This window comes from Xylanibacter sp., from assembly GCF_057607445.1.
This window is the reverse complement of sequence record NZ_DBLZAX010000007.1, coordinates 1-22,566: the sequence shown is the minus strand read 5'-3', so window position 1 is coordinate 22,566 and position 22,566 is coordinate 1. Positions and strand designations below refer to the sequence as shown.

At 45.1% G+C, this 22,566-nt stretch carries 16 protein-coding genes; 14 read left to right on the top strand and 2 right to left on the bottom strand.

All coding sequences use genetic code 11. The annotated features are described in order from the left end of the window. Positions 1 to 247 precede the first annotated feature (247 nt). Entirely contained in the window at positions 248 to 736 is a 489-nt protein-coding gene (locus tag ACZMIG_RS06965) for a DUF4251 domain-containing protein (protein WP_487889352.1), read from the bottom strand. A gap of 688 nt (positions 737 to 1,424) precedes the next feature. On the opposite strand from ACZMIG_RS06965, the gene ACZMIG_RS06960 reads away from it, so the two are divergent. From ACZMIG_RS06960 to ACZMIG_RS06915, 10 genes are all read left to right on the top strand, one after another. Beyond that, positions 1,425 to 2,792, top strand: coding sequence for a hypothetical protein (locus ACZMIG_RS06960; RefSeq protein WP_239684886.1), 1,368 nt, complete (start codon positions 1,425 to 1,427; stop codon positions 2,790 to 2,792). A gap of 20 nt (positions 2,793 to 2,812) precedes the next feature. Further along, a complete protein-coding gene (locus tag ACZMIG_RS06955; RefSeq protein ID WP_193391574.1) occupies positions 2,813 to 3,199 on the top strand; it encodes a hypothetical protein in 387 nt (128 codons plus the stop codon). Positions 3,200 to 3,206: 7 nt separating this feature from the next. Then, positions 3,207 to 4,817: a hypothetical protein gene (locus ACZMIG_RS06950; RefSeq protein ID WP_053398191.1), complete on the top strand. Its 1,611-nt coding sequence runs from the start codon at positions 3,207 to 3,209 to the stop codon at positions 4,815 to 4,817. Between the two features lie 100 nt (positions 4,818 to 4,917). Continuing rightward, complete coding sequence (locus ACZMIG_RS06945) at positions 4,918 to 8,313, top strand: hypothetical protein (RefSeq protein ID WP_487889351.1); 3,396 nt, start codon at positions 4,918 to 4,920, stop codon at positions 8,311 to 8,313. 8 nt (positions 8,314 to 8,321) lie between these two features. Then, positions 8,322 to 10,943, top strand: coding sequence for a hypothetical protein (locus ACZMIG_RS06940; RefSeq protein WP_487889350.1), 2,622 nt, complete (start codon positions 8,322 to 8,324; stop codon positions 10,941 to 10,943). Between the two features lie 139 nt (positions 10,944 to 11,082). Then, positions 11,083 to 11,661, top strand: coding sequence for a hypothetical protein (locus ACZMIG_RS06935; RefSeq protein ID WP_053398194.1), 579 nt, complete (start codon positions 11,083 to 11,085; stop codon positions 11,659 to 11,661). Positions 11,662 to 11,692: 31 nt separating this feature from the next. Next, entirely contained in the window at positions 11,693 to 12,268 is a 576-nt protein-coding gene (locus tag ACZMIG_RS06930; RefSeq protein ID WP_487889349.1) for a hypothetical protein, read from the top strand. A 1-nt stretch (position 12,269) separates the two neighbouring features. Next, positions 12,270 to 12,956 (top strand): hypothetical protein, encoded by a 687-nt coding sequence (locus ACZMIG_RS06925; RefSeq protein ID WP_053398196.1) that lies wholly within the window; start codon positions 12,270 to 12,272, stop codon positions 12,954 to 12,956. A 244-nt stretch (positions 12,957 to 13,200) separates the two neighbouring features. Beyond that, positions 13,201 to 13,773 (top strand): hypothetical protein, encoded by a 573-nt coding sequence (locus ACZMIG_RS06920; RefSeq protein ID WP_239684887.1) that lies wholly within the window; start codon positions 13,201 to 13,203, stop codon positions 13,771 to 13,773. Between the two features lie 9 nt (positions 13,774 to 13,782). Beyond that, positions 13,783 to 16,554: a calcium-translocating P-type ATPase, PMCA-type gene (locus tag ACZMIG_RS06915; protein WP_487889348.1), complete on the top strand. Its 2,772-nt coding sequence runs from the start codon at positions 13,783 to 13,785 to the stop codon at positions 16,552 to 16,554. A 63-nt stretch (positions 16,555 to 16,617) separates the two neighbouring features. Here the strand turns inward: ACZMIG_RS06915 and ACZMIG_RS06910 are convergent, their stop codons facing one another. Then, positions 16,618 to 17,004 carry a hypothetical protein gene (locus ACZMIG_RS06910; protein WP_053398198.1) on the bottom strand — a complete coding sequence of 129 codons (387 nt, stop codon included), beginning with the start codon at positions 17,002 to 17,004 and terminating at the stop codon, positions 16,618 to 16,620. A 94-nt stretch (positions 17,005 to 17,098) separates the two neighbouring features. Between ACZMIG_RS06910 and ACZMIG_RS06905 the strand changes: the two genes are divergently transcribed. The 4 genes from ACZMIG_RS06905 to ACZMIG_RS06890 all read left to right on the top strand — a co-directional run bounded on the left by ACZMIG_RS06905 (position 17,099) and on the right by ACZMIG_RS06890 (position 22,361). Beyond that, entirely contained in the window at positions 17,099 to 17,380 is a 282-nt protein-coding gene (locus ACZMIG_RS06905) for a hypothetical protein (RefSeq protein WP_302698879.1), read from the top strand. A gap of 183 nt (positions 17,381 to 17,563) precedes the next feature. Further along, positions 17,564 to 18,247 carry a hypothetical protein gene (locus ACZMIG_RS06900; protein WP_487889347.1) on the top strand — a complete coding sequence of 228 codons (684 nt, stop codon included), beginning with the start codon at positions 17,564 to 17,566 and terminating at the stop codon, positions 18,245 to 18,247. Positions 18,248 to 19,163: 916 nt separating this feature from the next. Then, positions 19,164 to 20,021 carry a GLPGLI family protein gene (locus tag ACZMIG_RS06895; RefSeq protein ID WP_287603990.1) on the top strand — a complete coding sequence of 286 codons (858 nt, stop codon included), beginning with the start codon at positions 19,164 to 19,166 and terminating at the stop codon, positions 20,019 to 20,021. Then, complete coding sequence (locus tag ACZMIG_RS06890; protein WP_487889346.1) at positions 20,022 to 22,361, top strand: TonB-dependent receptor; 2,340 nt, start codon at positions 20,022 to 20,024, stop codon at positions 22,359 to 22,361. Positions 22,362 to 22,566 lie beyond the last annotated feature (205 nt).

The window sequence follows — 22,566 nt, the reverse complement described above, 5'->3', positions numbered from 1 at the left end:
CGCACCGTAAGTGGGCGAGTAATATTTTTAACTCTTGCTGTTTTGTTGCTCAGCGTGCGTAATGTGTTGAATGATAAAGACTTAACATAAACGCCCTATTTTGGGCGTTTTTCATGTAAAATCCCGTATTTGTGAATAGCATCGCTGCTCTGAGAGCGTTAATTGTTCGGCTGACGTCCGAAATGTTTACATTTTAGTCTATGCATCTATCTCCATAATGGTTTCTTTCAAGGTCGCCGTTGTGGCGTCATTCGTGCAGTTCAATCTCGCCATTGAACGATATCATCTCGCGTTGCTGCGGCATGACGTTTATCGACGCACTGCCGTTGTCAAAAATATCAATGTGGAATTTATATGTATCCTCATCGTTCTTCACGCTGAACTCCACGTGCTTTCTGTCGCGTTTAGGCTGCGTTATCTTGAAGTCCTCTGTCACGCCGCTGAAGTTGAGCCCCTTTCCGCCTCCGTAAGGCACGTTGTAAGCCCTGCCGAAGTAGGGCAGATACGACACCACGCTGTCGCCTTTAATCCTCAGGTCGAAGTCTGCCGTCAGCTGCACCGACATGCCCCTCGTAGGGTGAGCCGTCTGCACGTTTATCTTGAAGTCGCGGTTGCACACCGCCCTGCTTATCATCTCTGCCTTCTCCTGTTTCTTCCTGTCATTCTGTTGCCTGTCTGTCGTGGCGCATGCCATAAGAATTATTGCCGCGGTTATTATAAATAAAATCCTTTTCATATGTCACATCAAAAATAAATTTCTTTCATTCCGTTTCCTGTCGTTCGCCTCCTCACATCGTTTCCCGGCTATTAGCCGATGTTGCAAAATTAGCCAATTTATCATTAAGCCATCTTTCCTCTAAATCTTTTTAAGATAAATTGATTCAAGTTGTTCAAACAGTTGTTTAGCGTGGTTAAAATGTGTCATGAAAACTTTTGAATAAAACAATAATAATTATTATTAAAGATTATTTGTTCTTTACAAAAAAAATATTTAACTTTACCCCCGTTTTAGCACACGCCGATAACTTCATATGTGGAGTAATTAGGGTGGGTTGAGACACGACATGTAAAAAAGGCGTTTGCAAACGTCTTGTCTTTGACGTCTAAGAATCTCGCAAATTCAAACGATATTGTCAGAGCGCAAGGCAACGTGAACGCCCCGGGATGTGAATTCATTTCGCACTCATTTGTATGCTTCGCAGAGAGTAAGCTGGATTATATTTGCATGACAAATGTAGTGTGTATATTCATATCGGCGTGGGCTATAACGTTGTCCGTTCTTCAATATCGGGCAATGCGAGAGCCTTTAGACGTGGGACGGATAGCAGAAGTACCCACGCTTTTTTTGTGCCGTAAAAAATTTAATACCAAAAACTATCCGTTTGAGGGTGCTGGCGGTGACTTATTTTATTGCGGCTATGAAAATGAAACCAAAATTAAAACTGCAGAATCTTTTGTTGGCTGTTTCGGGCTGTGTGGCCTTTATTTCATGTGTTAGTGGTAATACATATAATACATATGTACCAGAATCAACAGAAGAATATTTTAAAGATATTGAAGATTTTGATGAAACGTATTTTAGACATGGTGGTGAGGATATAGATGACGAACTTGTACTTTATGTGGATTATTCTACGTGTAATGTGCTCGGACAGAACTCGCCGTTCTATCAAGCTTTGGTACCATCGTGGGTTGATGCGGCAGACGAATACTATTCAATAAAGGGTGCTCAGATAACTAAAGAAGAAGGCAATGTTTTTAGCCTGTTGAAGTCAATAACCAACTATGACTACGCTGATCTGAAGACAGCTGCCGAAAAGATGGCTGAGAGCCGCAACGAGTCGGTACTTCTTACCGACGGCGAGTATTTCCAGAAGTCAATAGCCCTCGGCAACGTCAACAACCCTTACCTTAAAGACGCCTTTACCAAATGGCTGAAGAAAGGGCACGATATTTACATCTTTTCAGAGCCGTATCAAGAACCTTATAAAGGAGCAATATATAATAAGAAGCGCTTTTACATAATATTCACAGACTCGAGGCTTGAAGGCAACATCTATGATAAAATAACCCAGACAGTGAAGCTTGAGGCCTATCCGCAGGTGGAGATGTTCCACCTTTCGGCAAGTCACCCGGCATTGGCAGCAGAAAGCACGCATACTACGCCCAACGAAATGCTTAGCGCACAGGTGAAAGGCTTCGGCACGTTCGAGGCTCAGGAGTGGCAGGTTGACTGGGAAGATGCCATTGAGCCTTACATCGTCAATGCCGTGTCAAACAGCACAGGGCAACCGTTGCCTGACGGGGCGGCATTCACCGGCAAGCTGAAAATCGACCGCAACAGCTTCGGCGGCTACCGTATTACCGATGTGACGGTGCGTTCGTATGACATAAGCCAAGAATTCACAAATTTCTGCAACGCAAAGAACGCAGGGCAGAAGGTTGGCGGAAAGATAACACCGACTGAATACAAGAACTTTGTTAAGATAGACGAAAGCGAATTTAAGAAGCACGGTGTGATAGACCTGCATTTCGACACGCAGAACTTTGACCCGTCGATACTCACAGGCGCCCCATGCACTTATTTCAAGCTTGACATTTGCATATCAAGCACCGAAAACATCTTTAAACAGTATGAGGCGATGTTTACGTTCGACAGCATCGACCAGCCTGGACAAAAAAACGTCTCGTTGGCCGAGAGCATAAAGCAATGCCTTGCCGAGCCGTCAATCAAGGATATGATGGCCACCAGTCCCATTTACACAATTTACGTTAAAGCAAACAAACGATAATCAACTAAAAAACAATAATCATGATACCTGTAACTAATTTACAACAAGTAGAACAACTGATGGACAGCACGATGATTTACGCTGTCATAGTGTCAATAGTGGCCATCGCCTTGGCCTTCCTCGTAGCCAACCTTTTCCCGTGGGAAGGCGGCAACGACCGTTCATATATAAAACGCCGCATAGCATACATCATTATAGGCGTGGTGGCCGTGCTCGGCTTCTGGCTGTATAACGACCTCGTAGTGACCGACACCATACGCAACGTCGGCTTCCAGAGTATGTTCAAGGCCTGCAACACCAAGTGTCTTTTCATAAACCTCGGCATTTACGTCGTGGTAGGCGTGGCGTTGATGTTTGTGTTCCGCCGTACAAAGTTCGGCTCTATATTGGGCAAGGTAAAAAAATGACAAGCGTATGGCACGACAATATTTTGTTTTAGGAATAGGCGGCACAGGGATGAGGTGCATAGAGGCGCTCATCCACTTGTGTGCGATGGGGATGTTCGACGACACTGAAATACACCTCCTTGCGCTCGACACCGACAAGAACAACGGCAACTTCTCACGCCTCAAGGAACTGAAAGACGCTTACCTCGAGGCCAAAGGCCGTGACAAGGCAGCACGCACGGCGCTGAAAGACACGTTCTTCTCAGCCAATATAAAGTATTATGAGTTCAGTCCCGATTACGAGAACAAAAGCAGCTTTAAGGCTGTGTTCGACTATGACACGACCCAATACAACAATCGCGAGGAAGCCGATTTGGCCGACTTGGTGCTGACAAAACAGGTTGAGGACTTTAACCTGCGTCACGGCTACCGCGCCCAGACCCATCTCGGCTCGATGATGATGTACCACTCAATCATCGAGGCGGCGCAGTCACAGGCCGGTAACGACATGAAAAACTTTCTCAGTGAACTGACGAAGGCCTCGCAAAACGGCAACCCGCGCGTGTTCATCCTCGGTTCGGTGTTCGGCGGCACGGGGGCGTCGTCAATCCCAATCATACCGCAAGCCATAGCCAAGGCCGCCGAGATAATGAGCAACGGTGCGGCCAATGTGCTGCAAAGCGTGTATTTCGGCTCAACGCTGCTAACGGCTTACTTCAGTTTCAACACACCAAATTCCACCGAACTGGAAAACCAGAAAGTGATAGCCACGAGCGACAAGTTCGCCCTCAACTCACAGGTGGCCATGATGTTTTACGACGACGACACAACCGTGAAACAGACCTACCAGAGGTTTTACATGATAGGCACCGACAATATGGCATGGAACCCGATGGCGCGTAAAGAAGGCAACGCGCAACAGACTATCACCGGAGGCTCGGAACAGAAGAACGACTCACACTATATAGAACTTCTTGCCGCCTCGGCCGCCCTTGACTTCTATAACGCTGACGAAAGCAAGCTCGCAGAGAACAAGCGGCTGACCAACACCGAATATCTCTACCGCGCCGTTGCCGACGACGGCCGCCTCGACTTTGCCGACTTTGTAGGCACTGAAAGGGAAAAGGAATTCTGCCAGAAGTTCGGTATGCTGATAGTCTTCGCACTGTATTGCAACGGTGAAGACGATTTCGTGGAGAGTGTACGTTCAGGCAACCAGAAAGAAATACAAGAGTTTAAGGACATTGACGTCAACCAGGTGGAAGCCCTGAAAAACTATTTCCGCCTGTTCTTCGTAAGGAAGACAGGTGGTGGCAGCCTCGAGGAAGGCTGGCTGAAGCAGGTGTACCGCTCGGCTGGCAGTGACGACAAGTTCCTGTTCAACACCTCACTGTTCAACCCAACATCTTACAAGGAACTGATGAAGATGGATTGGAACGACTCTTTATACCGTAACGAAGGCACGGGCAAGGATAACAAGTTCAAGACCGGTCTGTTCGGCTCGAAGTTCAACTCGTTCAAGAAGGAATTCATCAGCGAGAGAGACAGCAACAAGTCGTGGCAAAACATCACAAACAAAGGCGAACAGCTTTATAAGTTGGTGTTTGACACGCTGGCAAAATTATATAAGTTTAAATAAAAAAGAAAGGAAGGAGCAAGAGGGGTAAGAGTAATTGTATGTGTAAAAAAACATTTGTTCAACCTTCTTTAACTTCTTTAATTTCCAAAAAGAAAGAGCCATGTCAAAAGCATTATTGATAAAAAGTTACACAGACATAACCACGGGTGGTAAAGGCGTATGGAACGACCTTAACATGGCTGTGTCATACATACAAGGCATAGAGACGGGGAAAATCCTTGAAGGCCTGACGGCAGAGAAGTTGGGCACCTTGATTTCAGGAGTGCCTACGCCATGGGCGAGGGCCAAGCTGTTCAAATTCGCCATGCAGACCCTGGCTGCGCCCGACCCTAACATCAACCAAGCCGGATTATGGCAGTTTTATGGCCTGTTGTACAACGAGTGGAAAGGACTCTTGGCCGTAATAGCCCTCTTCCCCGATCGCGTGCGCTTCTCCAATCCGTTGAAGATGAACGTCAAGGGAGACGATTACGACATCGCCTCGGCATTCGGGCGTATGCTCTTTGACGAAAAAGACCTGTGGAACGACCAGGACGACCCCGACCCTGACCGCCAGCCATACATCCATCTTATATATTACCGCGACCACCTCGTAGGCGGCACCTCGCCGTTCACCGGCGTTTTCACCGGCGTTGATTACACAAATATAGGCCAGGACGCCAGCGACATATCATGGTACAGAGAAGGCAAGTTCGATGACCCAACGAAATTCCTCACTCCAGACCAGTTGCAAAAGGTTTATCTCTTCGTGAAGAACATGAACTGCAACATCGACGCCTTTGAGAAAAAAATAAACTCACAGCGTGGTAACAAGAGACCGGTCAGTATCGGCGGTTTCAAGAAAATGAGCCGCGACTGGGAGAACATACTGATGCAGCGCGGCGGAGGCAGGTTGAGGGACAAAGGTCCGATAGCCAAGTATCCTAACTTGGCCAATCCCTTCTCGCTGTTGTTTAAGAGCGACGTGCCCGTTTATATGAAGCCTGACTTCACTTTCACTTATTCTAACGACGGCGATTACCAGAAAATAGGCGACATACAAAGCCTCTTGAGCGACGACAAATATGTGATTGGTTGGACAGAGGAAGCCAACGAACGCCCGAAGCTCGCCGACGGGTCGGTGTTTCTGCTCAGGGTGAAAGACATACAAAACGGTGACACAAATTATTTCTCGCTGCCGTTGTCAGAGCGCGGCGTTGAAATATTTAAGAACAGTTTATCAAGCCTTCTCGGATACATCGATGGAGGCAACACAAAACTTACCGCCCAGCTTACTGACTCGGGACAGCTGGCCGTGACTCTCGTAGTGGAAATAGACGGACAGTCAGTGACACTGAACACGCGCGAGTATGAAATCGACTGGATGACAGACCTTGGTCACGTAATAATGTGGCCTGACTTCGTGTCAAATAAATGGAACAAGTATTACCTCTATTCCGAGTTCACTTCAGAAGCTAAGGAACGGTTTACCCCGATATTCAAGACAGCCGGCAAAGACGGGGATTTTGTCCACACTATCGACGGCGATTTCTTTACTGGGGATTATGAGCTTAAGCCTGACGAGGAAAAGAAGGTGAAAGTGACAAGACTCCTGACATATCCGCCTGGACAAGGTGACGAGCTGCCGAAGTATAACATAATATCGGCCGATGTGCCGATGGCCGGGCTGTCGGCTACGGTGAAAGATACGGGCAAGGATGTGCATGCAGGCTTCTTGATGTTCCGTCCGCAGGTGGTGAAAGACCTTTCAGATAAAGACCTTCGCGGTAAAGCTGTTGTTGGCATAGATTTCGGCAGCAACAACACTTGCGTGTATTTCAAAGATGGGGACAGGAATGCCGAACCTGTGGCTTTCGAGAACAACCGCATGGTGCTCGTTGGCAAGGAAAACACCAATCCTCGTTCAGTGGCCGAAATCAATGAACTGTTGTTCTTCAGTAACTATCCTTCAGCCAACGGCCAGTTGAAGTCATGGCTGCATGAGCATGACCCGAGGTATTATGATGCAGGTCAGGAAGGCGACGAAATAGTAGGAGGGGTGCCGGTGAACAGGCCTAACGTGCGTGTATGCGACATGGATGATTATGAGATAACCACTCAGGCCGGCAAGTTGCATTACAACATGAAATGGCTTGACGACGACCGTGGCCGAAGGCGGAAAAGGGCTTTCATCAAGTCAGTGTGGCTTAATGTCTGCGCATACCTTTATAAGAAAAACATCTGTCCTGTACGCATTGTATGGAGCTATCCCGGTTCGATGATGGAAGCCGACATATCCGAGATGACGAAAATATTTGAAGAAGCTTGGAAGATAACACCTATAGTTGGAACAAGTAAATTCATGCCCGATGACTATGAAATTCCAACTGAGGCGGAGGCTGTGTGCAGCTTTGCGTTGTCACAAGACTTCGGCCTGACGCGCAACAAAATGTTCCTCGGCATCGACGTTGGAGGCAGCACAAGTGACATACTGCTTCTTGCCAACGATGTGAACAACGGCAACAAGCCGACGCTATACAGGGAAAGCTCTGTCCGCCTGGCGGCCGGGGTGTTCTTCAACGCCGTGATAAAGTCGAGACAGTTCCGCGAGGCTCTCTATAACTTCCATGAGAGCAAGAAGACCGACGTGTACGTCGCCAATATCAAGGAGATGCTCGATGAACCTAAAAAAGCCCCGTATTACCTGAACAGCATTTTCGACCAGCTCAAGAGTACGGACGACTATGAGGAGTTTTACACTTCGATAGACCAAGATGCCAAGTTCGTATTCACCATCCCGGCATACGTCACAGGCTTGCTTCTCTTTTATTCTGGAATGCTCATAGGAAACACCGTTAAGGCCGAAAACTTGGACATCGACAGTGTTGACATATTGTCGTTCGGCAAGGGCGGGCGCCTGTTCCATTGGTTGCGCAACTCAGCCGGCGGACGTGCTGCTTCGGAATATTATGCAGAATGTTTGAACGCCGGTGTAGGTCTTGTCATCGACAAGGAAATGAAAGTTAAATACCGTAGCGAAATCGAGGTAGACAACAAGGCCGAGGTGGCCAAGGGTTTGGTGGAAGAGTCCAAAGTTGAGAAAAAAGGTGCACATACAGACTCTGACATCTGTGGTGAAGAGAATGTGAGATATATTGACTCTGAAGGTACGCCGAAGGAGATACGCACCGAAACGGAGTTGACCGGTGATTATTTTGCCAACGACATGAGCAACTTCGACTTTTCTGGCGTGCCGAATTTCGAGAAGTTCATGAACATCTTCATCGACTTTGTAAGCCGCAGGACGCATCTATATCCGCAGGCCGACAAAGACCTTCGCGACGACATAGCCGACTTGCCGGCTAGCATTGCCGCTTACATAAAGAAATACGACACGGAGTACATGAAAGCGCGCAAGAACCAGGACAACGGCTTCAAGTACCACCAGCCGCTAATAATAGCAGAGGGCATCTGTTTCCTCAACAAAACATTGATACAAAAAGCATTCAACCAATAATGTGACGGATGAAGGTTCTGACACTATATGTAGATAAATGGTACATCACCGGGGCCGTGTGCTCCGATGGTGTGCCACGCATCGTGAAACCTCGCAGCCGGGACGACCGTTTTTGGCTGTACTTTTATGAAGACACGGTTAATGACAAAGTAATATACGGCAAGAACAACAAGCCTCATTTTCATAACCGTGAGAATCATTATTACGGAGATGTCTTTTCCCTTATAGTGTACGATGAAAACACGTTCACTATATATAACATGAAAAAGACTATGGCTGACATCTTCAAGTTTTCGGGCATAATCGGCGAATTGAGAGATGCCGTCGGAGTTGGTGACAATCAGACAGTCGATGTGTACCTCTCGTTCTCGAAAGATGTGTCGTATGCGGCAAGGCGAGTGTTCATAAATAAAGTGCTCGAACAAGAGAATTTCACAGTGAAAGAGTCGGCCGCCCACATAGAGCACTTAGCGTTGGAATATGCCGTGAGGCATAAACGGCTGGGTGACGAGGGTTGTTACATCACTTTGAACGCTTGCAACGAGAACCTTGTCCACTCAATCTATGAGTACAAGGAAGGGCTGTTCAACAGACGGAGCGAAAAGAGCCTTGATGGCTTCGGCACCGACCTCCGCGGCAGGGCCATCCTTGAAAGTGTGGTGCACAGCATCAACAGGAGCGAACATTTCCTCCAAAGCATGGAGGATTTTGAGCGGGAGTACATCCGTCTGGCACAATACGTTGACGACTGGGTTGTGCGTCTTAACAACGCAAAGCCAGGGCGGCCAGTGAAAATACCCGATGTCAGCCTGTCGGCCAACATAGAAAAAAAATACAGTCCTGTAATACTGAAAAAAGACATCGACGCCCGGACTTCTGTAAGCGTGGATAACATTATCAGGGAAATTGACAACTCTGTTAAGGAAAACGACATTTCGGGAGAAGACATAAAAGGCATAGTGTTCATAGGCGACACATTTACAAATACCCAGTTCACCGAAGCGCTGAAAAGGAGATACATCTTGCCTGAGAGTGGCTATGTGTTCTATAACACGGAGGATTTGCCCAATATCGTTTCGGTATATACCGTGATGGACTGCACCCAATTCTCTGTTGCTGCTAAAGATATGAGCGCCAAAGGCGATGCCGAGCTCAAGAGTACGCAAATGGCCAAGGAAGAAGCCCGCCGTAAGGAAGAGGCCGAGCGCCAGGCTAAAGAGCGTGAAGAGAAAGTACTGGCCGAACGTGAAAGGAAAATGCGCTATGAGAACGCGATGAACGAGGCTGACGACGCTTATAAGAAAGAAGATTACGTCGCTATGCGAGACTGGGCCGACGAAGCCCTGAAAAACAATCCGGGCGATGCGGACGCGACAGAGAAAAAGGAAGAAGCCCTGAGGCTGATTGCCGAGCAGGAAATGCGCCAGAAACAATATGCCGACGCAATAAAAAAAGCACAGGCAAGCCTGAAAGAAGGCCGGTGGCAAGACGCACTCTCGCAAAGCGAACAGGCTCTTGCTTGCATGAAAGATTCGGCAGAAGCTAAACGCATACAGACGGAGGCCAAGAAACAAATAACCTTGACTGGAAAGATAGATACAGGACTGTCGCGCGCTGACCTTCTGATGTCGCAGCGGCAGTATGCCAAGGCTCTCGAAGAACTGAAGGCCGTCGCAGTTTTGGACAAAGACAACGCCTTGGTAAAGGAGAAAACAGCCGAGGTCCAACGCCTGCTTGATGAAAGCCTGGCAACGGTAAAGACGTTGCGTGCGGCTTACGACAAGACCAAGGCCGCCGGCAACATGGAAGAGGCTATAAACGCCTGCCGTATGCTTGCCGACGCCGACGCCGGCAACCAGCAGCAATGGCTGGCCGAGGTCGAAAGCCTAAAGGCGGAGAAAGAAAAAGCCGAGGCTGCGGAGCGGCTGTGGAAGGAACTGTCTGACAAGGCTTGGGACGCCAACTTCAACGAACAGTGGGCCGACACTGTGAAATACGCCACGGCAGCATTGAAAATAAAGGAAGATGGAAAGTTGAAAACCTGTTTGGACAAAGCTAAGGAGAAACTTAGAAAACAAGAGGCCGAGCAAGCATATACGGGCGAAATAAACAAGGTTAAAGGCTTCATTGTAGACAAGAGGTTTGACGAGGCTAAACATCTTCTGTCGTCGTTGGAAAAGCAATATCCTGAACGCAAAGCAGAACTAAAAGAACTGTTCAGGCAGATATTCAAGGCGGAAAGTTCTGAAAGTTTCTTCGATACGCAGGAAACGCCGGAAGATGACGCTGTGAAAAAGCCCGTAGTGGTAAAAGGTTTCACCAAGGACGGTGCTCAGAAGACGAAAAAGCCTTTGGACGACGACTTTTTCGGCAATACGCAAAAAGTTGAAAAGAAGACCGGCAACCCCACAAGGAAAAAGCCTGTGGGGAAACCGACTGAAACCGCGAAAGTAACAGCTGCTCCCGACTTCTTCAGCGAGCCGCTGAAGTCTGGGAATAAAGGCAGCGGGACTGTGCAGAAGAAGCCCGCGAGCACAGTGAAAAAAGCCGGACGCACGGGCGACGACTTCTTCGACAGCGACACATGGAGCGGCAAGCCCGGCGGCAAGAGCGGCGGCTTCGATTTCTGACTGTGGCCTGAAGCCTTGCAAAAAGATACCTGACGGTCTGCGGAAGGGCTCATGAACCACGACGGAAGGACACAAAGCGCAGGCAAAGCCTTAAAGGCTTAAGGATGAGGGCATTATTAACCAATAAAAAGATACGATTATGGCTGAAGTGAAATTAAAAAAGAAAATTTGCCTTAAGCGCAAGGAAAAACCGGCGGAGTTTGTCTTTACAAAATACCTTAAGATAAAGTTGCTTTGGAAGACTAAGACAGACCTCGACCTGTGTATTTTCTTCACGACGAAAGACGGACAGGCTGGCGGTGTGTTCTCGTCGATGTTCCGCCAGAAGAAGAGCGACATGGGTTCGCTCGAAGAGTTCCCTTACATGGAGCATACGGGCGACAAGGCAGAGCCGTCTGAGGGAGGCGAAAGCGTGGAGCAAATCAACATCGCCAAGCTCGACGACATTGACACGGCCAACGTGGTGGTGCTCAACTACGGCAAGGCCATCGACGGCGAGGAGGTGAACTTCGCCCAAGACTCCGGCCGCGTGGAGATACAAAGCAGCGAGGGCGATTATTTCGAGGTGGCCATCGACGCCGACCAGCCTGGCCACGTCTACCATGTATGCTCAATAAAGAACCGCGACGGCAAGAACGGCGTGGTGAACGAGGGTGTTGTGATGGACCTCGGAACGGCTTTCGAGCGCATACCTGGCTTTTCGCTTATTTGTGAATAACTTATTTATTAACTTTTAAAAAATTTGCTTTATGGTTGAATTAAAAAAGAAAATCACTCTTCGTAAGAAGAATGAGTCAGTGGCTTTCACATTCTCGGGAAAGCTGAAGGTGAAACTCTTGTGGACATCAGACACAGACCTTGACCTGTGTCTCTTTTTCAAGAAAAAGGACGGAAACATAGGCGGGGTGTTCTCAAATGAATACCGAAATAAAAAGAGCGACCTTGGCGCGCTTGACAAATTCCCATATATGCTGCATCTTGGCGACGCAAAAGAACCGACGCCGGGCGGCGAAGAAAGTGAGCAAATCAACATCGCTAAGCTCGACGACATTGACACTGCTTACATCTGCATTGTAAATTACGGTGCGGCAATAGAAGGCGATGACGTGACATACGCCGACGAAGGCGGACGTGTTGAAATCCAAAGCGACTCAGGCGATTACCTTGAGGTGCCTGCTGACTCGAAAGACGAAGGCCATGTTTATGGCGTATGCTCAATCAACAACAATAACGGCGAATTTGCATTGAAAAACGAAAGCCGTGTGATGAGTTTGGATGAAGCATACAAGCAGATACCTGGTTTTTCTCTTATAGTAGACGAATAGTATGGTAGAACTGAAAAAGAAAGTAACGTTGAAAGCCAAAACTCCAGGCATCGCCAATTCTGAAAGCCCTGCCGGCGAGAAGGTTACGCTGAAGAAAAAGACGCCCGGCACAGAGCCGGTTAGCCCGGCGGAGTCTACGCCCGGCGGTACGAAACCTGCTGGTGGCGGTAACCAAGGCGGCACGGACTTGACATCAGGCGGCAGCCAAGGAGGTGGCGCCGGCAAGTGGATTGCCATTATCGTGGTAATCCTTATAGTGGCCGGGCTGGCGTATTATTTCACGCATAAAGGCGACGGTGAAAGCACTCCGGCAAAGCCCGGAACGACGCTTGTGGCCGACAGCACACAAAACGCACAAGCTGACTCGACGACTGAAGCGGCCGACAGCACGCAAAGCGATGAAGCAACCGCAGGGGACGCCTCGGAAGAGAACGTTGAGGCTCCGGCTCCTGACGGTGCAGCCGATGCGGCAGGTCAGCCCGCCAAGTCAGGTACGGCGAATGCCGGGCCGGCCGGAGTTGATGCCGCCCAGGCATCAACGGTGGGCGGAGACGTGGAAGAGCTGGCACGTGAAGTAATCCGCGGAAAGTACGGTAACGGTGAGGTGCGCAAGCAGCAACTCGGCGACCGCTATGCCGAAATCCAGGCCCGTGTCAACGAGATTTACCGTAAAGGACTTGTAAAATGACTTTAAATATGGACAGGTTGCACTGCACCACGTTATGCGGGCGGCAGCCTGTCCATATTAAATAAAAATAAAGGATGATGGCAATATCAATCATTGTTGGCTTATGCGTATGGCTTGTCTTGCCAATCATGTTCGGCGGCCGTTTCAGGAAAAAGAAGAACAAGAAAGCATTTGCCATGTTTTGTAAGATTGTCGGGATAGTTATCATTGCATTCGGTATAATTAATCACATTGTTTTCTGAGTATGGAAAAGCTTTATCTGCTTATTTGCATGGCGGCGGTGTTGTTGTCGTGCTCGGGCAAGCCTGCCGGCGTATCCCGTGAACGCCAGGAATACACAGGGCAGCAAGAAGCGTTGTTGCAGCAGGGATGGACAGCCGGGCCTGTTGAGAATGGCGATTTGTCAGAGAAATACGGGTATGAGCCCAAGTTCGGCCTGCAAGACAATTATTTCGACATAACTATGGGTGAAGGCAGCAGTGTGGCCGTTAAGATAATGGATGTGGAGACCGACCGTTGCATAAGGTTTGTTTTCGTCAATGAGAACTCCACGGCCACAGTGTCACAAATACCACAAGGAAAATATTACCTGAAACTTGCTTACGGCAGAGACTGGATGCAGCATGACACCGACTCTGTGACCGTAGGCAAGTTCACTACGCACGTTTTTTATGAAAAGAGCCGCAACGTGTTTGATTTCGGCCGGAAGAACTCGTTGCGGGAAGTGAATTACGAATTGAAAATCAACGTCAGGAACGCCTCGGCCGAAAACAACTTCTCGACAGAGCCGATAAGCGAAAGTGAATTTAACTCATAAATTAAAAATATGCAACAGAAACAACATTACACAGGCCTGACTGACAAGGAGGTGCTTGAAAGCCGGGCCAAGCATGGCGTGAACATACTCACACCGCCGGAAAAAGAGCCGTTATGGAAACAATTTCTTGAGAAGTTCAAAGACCCATTAATCATTATATTGATGATTGCCGGTATCTTGTCTATCGGAATTTCATTTTATGAATATTTCGGTTTACATGAAGGTGGAGCTGTCTTTTTTGAGCCTATCGGTATATTTGTAGCGATTCTTTTGGCTACAGGATTAGCATTCTATTTTGAATTGAAAGCTGATAAAGAGTTTACTATCTTGAATCAGGTTAACGATGATGAGCCTGTGGAGGTTATCCGCAACGGCAATGCGACGAAAGTACCCAAGAGGGATATTGTTGTAGGTGATATTGTAATATTGTCGACAGGAGCTGAAATACCTGCTGATGGTGTGCTTCTCGAGAGTGTAAGTCTTAATGTTGACGAGTCTACTCTTACGGGTGAACCTTTGTGTCATAAGAGTGTCTGCGAAGGCGATTTTGACAATGATGCCACATATCCTACCAACAGTGTGAAGAAAGGCACGAAAGTAATGGAGGGACACGGCATATTTTGTGTGACTGAGGTAGGTGATAATACTGAAAACGGTAAAATATTACTCTCTGTTCTTGGCAAGAAAGTCGATAGCAATGATACTAATTTGGATGAAAGGAAAATTGAGGCTGCACAGAAATTGGCTGAAAAGAATGAGATTTCAAGCAGTGTGAAGACACCTCTCAACGAACAGCTTGACGGTCTGAGTGACCTTATCACGAAACTCAGTTACGGTTTTGCAGCTTTTGTCATAATAGGTCGCCTTATAGCCTATTTCTTTATAGGAGATAATTCTCTAGAATGGGCGCATATTACGGCTTATGTATTACAGACGCTGATGATTGCCGTGACGCTTATTGTTGTGGCCGTGCCAGAAGGTTTGCCAATGGCTGTAACCTTAAGTCTTGCTTACAGTATGCGGCGCATGCTTAAGACAAACAATCTTGTGCGCAAGATGCATGCTTGCGAGACTATGGGTGCAACAACCGTTATCTGTACAGACAAGACGGGTACGCTTACACAAAACCAGATGAGCGTTAATGACATAAAGTTCTATGGTCTCAACAGCCAGATGCTAGGAGCTGACAAAAAAAGCGGAATAATAAAAGAGGGTATTGTTTTGAACTCCACTGCGACACTAGACCTGAAAAATCCCTCACGTCCGTCAGTCCTCGGAAATCCTACAGAAGGTGCATTGTTACTTTGGCTTCACAATATGGGTATAAATTATATGAAGCTGAAGGACGCGGCAGAAGTTGTTGAGGAACTGCCTTTTTCGACAGAGCGTAAATATATGGCTACCGTCGTCAAGTCAGCCTTTATACAAGGCAAGAATATTCTCTACGTAAAAGGTGCTCCAGAGATTGTACGTTCTCTTTGTAAGCACGTTGACGGAGATGTAAGTGACGACACTATAACCCGACAATTGACAGAATATCAAAATAAGGCAATGCGCACGCTTGGCTTTGCGTACCAGGTGCTTGAGAATGGCGATAAGACAATAGAAAACGGTAAGGTAGTGGCAGAAAACATGACCTTCCTCGGTATTGTCGCGATAGCAGATCCTGTGCGTAAGGATGTTCCGGCCGCAGTCAAAGAATGTATAAACGCTGGAATAGATATAAAAATAGTAACAGGAGATACTCCTGGAACCGCAAAAGAGATTGGACGGCAAATTGGACTTTGGACAGTAAAAGATGGAGATGAAGCGATAATTACTGGTCCAGAATTTGCAGCTTTATCAGATAGTGAGCTTGACAAGAAAGTTCTTGGCTTGAAGATTATTGCCCGAGCACGGCCTATGGATAAAAAACGTCTTGTTGAATCGTTGCAGCGTAACTGCCAAGTCGTTGCAGTAACGGGTGATGGAACTAACGATGCTCCTGCTCTGAAAGCTGCACATGTAGGATTGTCAATGGGTGACGGAACTTCTGTGGCTAAGGAAGCATCTGACATAACCATTATCGATAACTCGTTCAGCAGTATTGGCCGTGCTGTAATGTGGGGACGTTCACTTTATCAGAATATCCAACGTTTCTTATTGTTCCAGCTTACGGTAAATGTGGCGGCATGTTTTATTGTGCTTGTTGGAGCATTCATGGGTACAGAATCTCCACTTACAGTAACACAAATGCTTTGGGTCAATCTAATCATGGATACATTTGGAGCAATGGCTCTTGCCTCGCTTCCGCCGTCTCGTTCTGTAATGTGTGATAAACCTCGTAATCGTAAGGCTTTCATCCTTACAAAGCCAATGATGAAGGATATTCTTGGTGTGGGCGGTTTCTTTTTCTTGTTGCTCGTAATATTCCTTTATATCTTCCAGCATACGGAAATAACACAAATGACAGATCTTCTGCATTGTCAACTCGGCGAGGCTAATGGCCTGTCGCCGTATGAACAAACCTTACTGTTCTCTATATTCGTATGGACACATCTTTGGTATATGTTTAATACACGCTCGTTTGAAACAGGTAAGAGTTTCTTCCAACTGAAGATGAGCAAGGAATTTTTCACAATTGTCGCAATTATTTTTATGGGACAAATTATTATTGTGGAAGTTCTGTTTGATTTCTTTAATTGTACTCCAATGAAATTTTTGGATTGGATAATAATTGTAGTGTTATCTTCTTTTGTACTTTGGATAAGGGAACTATGGCACTTTATTGTTAGAAGATAATTATAAAAATCAGACTGAAGTTTTTGTTATTAATAGAAACTTTAGTCTGATTCTTTACCTGTTTTATAAGTTCCAGTATGTTGAATCTTCTTTGACTGTTTCAAAAACGCCATTAAGACTGCCTTTTAGCATTATAATTGCATCATGAATCTGTCTAGATGTAGTTTTTAAATTTTGTTTAAATAGATAAGCGGCACAGACCCCTTTTAAATAGCCGATTTTTTCTAATTCTTTATCAGTATATTCTGGTTTATATTTTTCTAATTCATTTTCTACATTGTTTAATCTTTCTGTTACAGTTAACCAATCTTCTTCATTATATGTATTACTATTGTTTTTTAGGTCAATACTTATTTCTTCTAATTCTCCAATTGGAGTCTCTTTGTCTTTACATGAATAAAAGCAAAAAAATATCAATACGATTAATAGAAATTTAGTTAAGTTATTCATAACATTAATAGTAATTTAAAACAGTAATAAATATTGCAAATATATAAAAAATATGATTACTATTGTATCGTTAATCAAAAAATAATAAATTATTGTGATAGAATATTTTAACGAGATACACTATATGGCGTTTAATCAGGCACACATGTATCTGTCTGTAGACGACTGCAGGCTTATGGCACAGGCCATGATTAACGTGCCAGAAGACGGACTTAGTCTGGATGTCTTTGCTAATTTCCTGCTGGCTACCTGCAATCTGCTCAACGATAATTATAACGACCTGATGAAGGTGGCCTATGAACGTAAGGTTGAGAGCAAGATGATATATACAAAACTGAATGCTGATGATGACGGTCAGGATATGTGCGTCAACTGAACATCGGTTGAATGTATTAACTTTGTAAGGCGATATATGTGCTATTTGCGGGTTTGCGTGTGATGATGATAAATGCGGTTGATATAAATCTCTTGATTAACTTCGATTCTGCAGAATGTGCCTTTATGGGTGAAGATGCAGAAGGTGATAAAGGTGAAAACAAATTTTATGACAAAATAGACTATGAAATTTAAGAAAATTGATAAGGATGAGCTGGTGGACAATGTTGTCGTTGGAGGCGTTTTGGCTGGATTTGTATTGAGTGTTCCATTTGTAATGTTGGCAGATGGTGTAAAGAAGATTTATAACCGTATACCTGCCGTTGCAAGAAAGCGCGAGAGACTTAATGCCGAGATTCGTAAACTGGAGCAGATTCTCGGGCTTGAAGGCCGTGATGAAACCTGCGTGCAGTATGATCCTTATTTCTACAGAAATTTTTCACGCGACAGACTTCATTATTATTATGCGCTGAAGAATAAAGTGGAGAGGGGATATAAGAGTCCGGACATTGTCTTGGCAATGAAAATAAAGAAACCTGAAATAAATTTCCTGGATATGCTGGAATCACCTATTTGTCGTGCCAATTCAGGCCCGAGTAAATATATTGTTTATCTGATGGCAGACAAAGGCATTTATAACATCCCTGACGAAGCTGTGCAAAAGGTGCTGAAAGAAGATTTGGGAATGGAGTTGGTCGATGATGACTTTAAGTCTTTAGGTTTGGCTACATTGTCTGAATGCGGACGCCCCGGAGATTATTTCATTATGTCTTCTCCCGGTGAATACCTCTATGAAGATGTTTCATACAAGAATGAGACGATAAAGAAACTTATTGAAGACTTTAGACAGAGAATTCAGAAGTTGTAATGTTCTGCTTTGTTTATGGAATTGTGCCTTAATCTTAAGTCCAATACACAATTTTATTTTTTAGCATGAAGATGTGATTTTGCAATGTAGACATATAATGTCTTGAAATAATATCGTTTTAGCAAAAGGCATCAAATGGCTTATTAAAACGTGTCCTTTTGCATGCTGAAAGGTCATGTTTTGCGGTGTAAAAGGCATGCTTTTATATGTCAGCGTTTTGTTTTATACAGATTTTAATATAATGGCATTTATAACGTCTGCTGCACATTCTTGTTGCAATGTTTATGTTTCTATGTTGATGATACGGGCGAATATATTTTTAAAAGAAACTCGTCACTCGTCACATTGCAGCTTAACCTGTTGTCGCTCAGCGTGTTATAGCGTGATGAGTTGCCGGCCAAACTCATCACATAACATGGAGACAGCCGATAGTGTGACGAGTTGGAAAGTCAACTCGTCACATCGTAATAGATTGAATGTCAAATTATTACATGCAGATGTGACGAGTGATGAGTTTCTTTAAAAACTTTTTTATGGTTTGTAAGGCAATATGTCCAATTGATGAAGATTTATTGGCTAGCGAAAGTTATGCCAAACTATAAATATTAGTTAAACAATGAGCGTTTAATGTTAACAGACTAAGTGCTTTAGTTAAATGTATGGCCGCTTTTACTTTTATTAATACTAATGCTATTGTTATAACTATAATATTTAGTTATTTTGTAACAGTAAATTCCTTTATCATGAATTTGATGTTGATATTTCGGCAACGACGGTTATGCGCCATGATTGTTGTTAACATGATGTTTGATAAAGTCAAGTAAATGATATTATAAAACAACCACACTGTAATAAAAGGAGCGGAAACCAAAAAGCTATACGAGTAGGTTTACAAAAAATAAAAGATAATAAAGATATGAAGAGATTGTTCTTATGCGCGTTGTTTGCAGCTGTCTTTGCAACCGTGGCGTCTTATGCACAGACAATATCCAGTGCTGACCTGCCTCCAATAAAACCAATAGAGAAAAATGTGTTTGATACGGCTTATACAAAGATATATTATGAATATTCGTTTAGGAGGGATTCGCTGAAGAGTAAACGTACTGAAGGGCAGACTATCTTGTTGGTAGGCAAATATTGTCTTGGCTTTATGGACTATTACCGGTTGATGTCAGATAATATCAATGACTCTCTTTATTACGCCAAACAATCACCAATGACATTATTTTCTAAGGTAATGGGCATCATGAAAAATATTGCTTATAAGTATCCTCTTGTCATTGACAAAAGAACGGGGCAGGCTACAATACAGGTGGATAATATAAATAAATATGAATATACAGAACCGCAGCCCGTAATAAACTGGAAACTGGCAGATGGTGACACCGTGATTTGCGATGTGCCGTGCAAGAAAGCATCATGTACCTTCGGCGGACGTGAATGGACTGCATGGTATGCTCCGGCATATCATCTGCAGGCAGGGCCGTATCTCTTTTCGGGACTTCCGGGGCTTATATTCGACATCAGAGATACAAAAGACAATTATCGTTTCACTCTTAATGGTCTGGAGAACCTTCAGTCTGGCGTTGCGATATATTTGAATGCTGAAAAAAATATAATACGTACTACGCGGAAAAATGTGTTCCGGGCAGTGGAGAATGAGCAACGCGACATACTGAAAGCCTTTAAATTGTCGTCTCCAGGTATCCAGTTCTCAGGAGATATGAAGAAACAAAGTCACAGTCGTCCTTATAACCCCATAGAACTTGAATAAATGAGGCATCTGGTTGTTTTTCTGTTGCTTTTAGTGCCTGTATGTTCTTTCGGACAAACTGCCAAAGACTCTATTTCGCGTGAGATGAAGTTGCCTGAGGTTACCGTCAAGATGAAGCCTATACGACAGGTCGGAGACACATTAAATTATAATGTGTCATCGTTCCGCGGAAAGGACGATCATTATCTTGTGGACGTGTTAAAGAAACTTCCGGGAATAGAGGTGTCGGAGAATGGAACCATATCTTACAGGGGTAACTCCATCAACCGTTTTAATATCGAGGGGCAAGACTTGCTCGGCAACCGTTATAACCAGGCCACGCGAAATCTGCCCGTTGACGCGGTGGCGCAAGTACAGATAATGGAGAACGACCAGCCAATAAGAGCATTGAAAGACAACACACCGTCAGAGCGCGCAACGCTTAACATCAAGCTGAAACGCGACTATAAGTTGAGGCCTTTCGGTGAAATACAAGGGGGCATCGGGGGCTTTGAGAACACTTTGTGGAACAACCTTCTGACCATTATAAACATTGCTCCCAAGAACCAGATGCTGGTCACCGCCAAAATGAACAACACAGGCGAGAGCATCAGCGACAATACATTAGACCATATTGACGTTACCGATATGGACAACTATATCTCGTTGCCCGAAAATATCATCAAAACGTCTTCAGACGTCTATCTGCCAATCATGCAGAAAAGGTATCTGCGCAACAAGTCTTATTCAGTTGGAATTAACCATCTGCGCCGAATAGGGCGTTACGGCAATTTACGCACCAACATCACTTATTACGGCACGAGCGACCAGTTGTCCGACAGTACTTACAATTATTACGGAGGCTCACCGGCCATGTCTCTCAGCGAGAGCAACAAAAGAAAATCGCACGAGTTTACCCTCATGCCGCACTTGCGCTACGAGCTTAACGCTCCAAAGACTTATCTTATTGACGAGCTTTCGGGGGAGTTGTCGTATACAGACAATTTAAACTGGATGAGCAGCAACGGATTGCCTTTGCAGGAGCGGGTAGGGCGGCATACGTCTTACGTGCAGAATAAACTGCAGATGATTCTTAATGCCGGAAATCTTGTTTACTCAATAAACTCACTGACACGATATTTGCGAAGGAGCGAGACTATGGGAGTTGACGACTCGACATCGACATACAATACAGGCGAGAGGATAATTCTCCAGCGTATGTTTACGCGTAACAGCGTATCTACGTCATTGCCGCTTTGGGGTAACCGCATCAGACTGAAATACAGCATGGAGTATCGCCGTGACAGGCTAAAGGAGGCTTCAAGCAGATTTATGCAAAATTATTATCTGCTCAACAACATCGGGTTCAACTACGCAATAGTATATGCATCCGGATCTGTTACGCTCGATGTGCCTGTTAATGTCTTCTACTCTTCAGTGCCTTGGCGGCATACAGACACAAACGACACAAAAGTCTACGTTTCTCCGTCAATACTTTGGCGGCATGATTTTTCTCCGTCATGGCGCCTGAAAATAAACGGGAGCTTGAATGAAGACGCCGACAACTCAATATTATACTCTGACAGCATCTTGACAGGTTACCGCACACGCATGGTTCCATTTGACCGAATCGGCTGGAAACGCACGTCCAGTCTTTCTTTCTCGCTTAATTATGTCGACTTCGTAAGAATGTTCACATGGAATATTCTTGCATCGGCGTCATGGATAAAGAACGACTATCGTTATCATTATAGTTACGGAGAGAAATATACGTTGATAACGCCGGTTTGGGAAGACACTGATTCACGCATGATTATTGTGCAGACTTCCGCCGACAAGACGTTCTCTGACATTGGCTTCTCTGTCAACGGCAGAATAAACTATACAAGAAATGAACTGCCTGTTATGCAAAACAATGTGGAGCAGACCGTTAAATCAAACATCCTTTCGCCGTCGCTCAATTTAAGATGGAACAAGTTGTCATGGCTTCAGCTTTCAAACGAGACCACATTTAATCTTTCATGGCAGGACAAATATCAGAACAGTGCCGGATATTCGCTCAGAAGCTGGTTCGAAGCACTCAGGCTGTATGTCTACCCATTGAAAAAAATATCTATGGAGATAGACTGCGAATACACGTCAACCGAAACAGAGAGAGGCCAATATAACCGCAACACTTTTGTTGACTTTCGTATGACCTATAATCCGGTCAACCATATCGAGCTTGGTCTTACGCTGAGCAATGTCTTTGATAGGCACGAGTACGTAGAAGCGTCTTTTACAGGATTAAACTACCAATATTATTCCATGCCGTTGCGTGGTCGTGAGGTTCTGTTTAGTGTAAAATATGAATTGCATTGATTGCAAGGTGATGCATGGTTTTTATTAAAAAATGTATGTAGCACAGCTTATCTTGTTCCGACTCTTACTTTGCGTCAACACCCGATAAATACTCTATATCTAAAGCATCATTTGGTTTCATAATCAAGTGATGCCTTTTATTTTATCCAAAGTTATGAGCTTGCTATAATGTAAAATAATAGGATTGAGTGAAATGTCATTTTAT

What these genes read in the sequence shown, in the direction of transcription:
- ACZMIG_RS06950 (WP_053398191.1), top strand. Translation starts at nt 3,207, where the DNA reads ATGGCACGACAATATTTTGTTTTAGGAATAGGCGGCACAGGGATGAGG.
- ACZMIG_RS06945 (WP_487889351.1), top strand. Translation starts at nt 4,918, where the DNA reads ATGTCAAAAGCATTATTGATAAAAAGTTACACAGACATAACCACGGGT.
- ACZMIG_RS06895 (WP_287603990.1), top strand. Translation starts at nt 19,164, where the DNA reads ATGAAGAGATTGTTCTTATGCGCGTTGTTTGCAGCTGTCTTTGCAACC.
- ACZMIG_RS06900 (WP_487889347.1), top strand. Translation starts at nt 17,564, where the DNA reads ATGAAATTTAAGAAAATTGATAAGGATGAGCTGGTGGACAATGTTGTC.
- ACZMIG_RS06920 (WP_239684887.1), top strand. Translation starts at nt 13,201, where the DNA reads ATGGAAAAGCTTTATCTGCTTATTTGCATGGCGGCGGTGTTGTTGTCG.
- ACZMIG_RS06910 (WP_053398198.1), bottom strand. Translation starts at nt 17,004, where the DNA reads ATGAATAACTTAACTAAATTTCTATTAATCGTATTGATATTTTTTTGC.
- ACZMIG_RS06935 (WP_053398194.1), top strand. Translation starts at nt 11,083, where the DNA reads ATGGCTGAAGTGAAATTAAAAAAGAAAATTTGCCTTAAGCGCAAGGAA.
- ACZMIG_RS06915 (WP_487889348.1), top strand. Translation starts at nt 13,783, where the DNA reads ATGCAACAGAAACAACATTACACAGGCCTGACTGACAAGGAGGTGCTT.
- ACZMIG_RS06965 (WP_487889352.1), bottom strand. Translation starts at nt 736, where the DNA reads ATGAAAAGGATTTTATTTATAATAACCGCGGCAATAATTCTTATGGCA.
- ACZMIG_RS06925 (WP_053398196.1), top strand. Translation starts at nt 12,270, where the DNA reads ATGGTAGAACTGAAAAAGAAAGTAACGTTGAAAGCCAAAACTCCAGGC.
- ACZMIG_RS06940 (WP_487889350.1), top strand. Translation starts at nt 8,322, where the DNA reads ATGAAGGTTCTGACACTATATGTAGATAAATGGTACATCACCGGGGCC.
- ACZMIG_RS06955 (WP_193391574.1), top strand. Translation starts at nt 2,813, where the DNA reads ATGATACCTGTAACTAATTTACAACAAGTAGAACAACTGATGGACAGC.
- ACZMIG_RS06890 (WP_487889346.1), top strand. Translation starts at nt 20,022, where the DNA reads ATGAGGCATCTGGTTGTTTTTCTGTTGCTTTTAGTGCCTGTATGTTCT.
- ACZMIG_RS06930 (WP_487889349.1), top strand. Translation starts at nt 11,693, where the DNA reads ATGGTTGAATTAAAAAAGAAAATCACTCTTCGTAAGAAGAATGAGTCA.
- ACZMIG_RS06960 (WP_239684886.1), top strand. Translation starts at nt 1,425, where the DNA reads ATGAAACCAAAATTAAAACTGCAGAATCTTTTGTTGGCTGTTTCGGGC.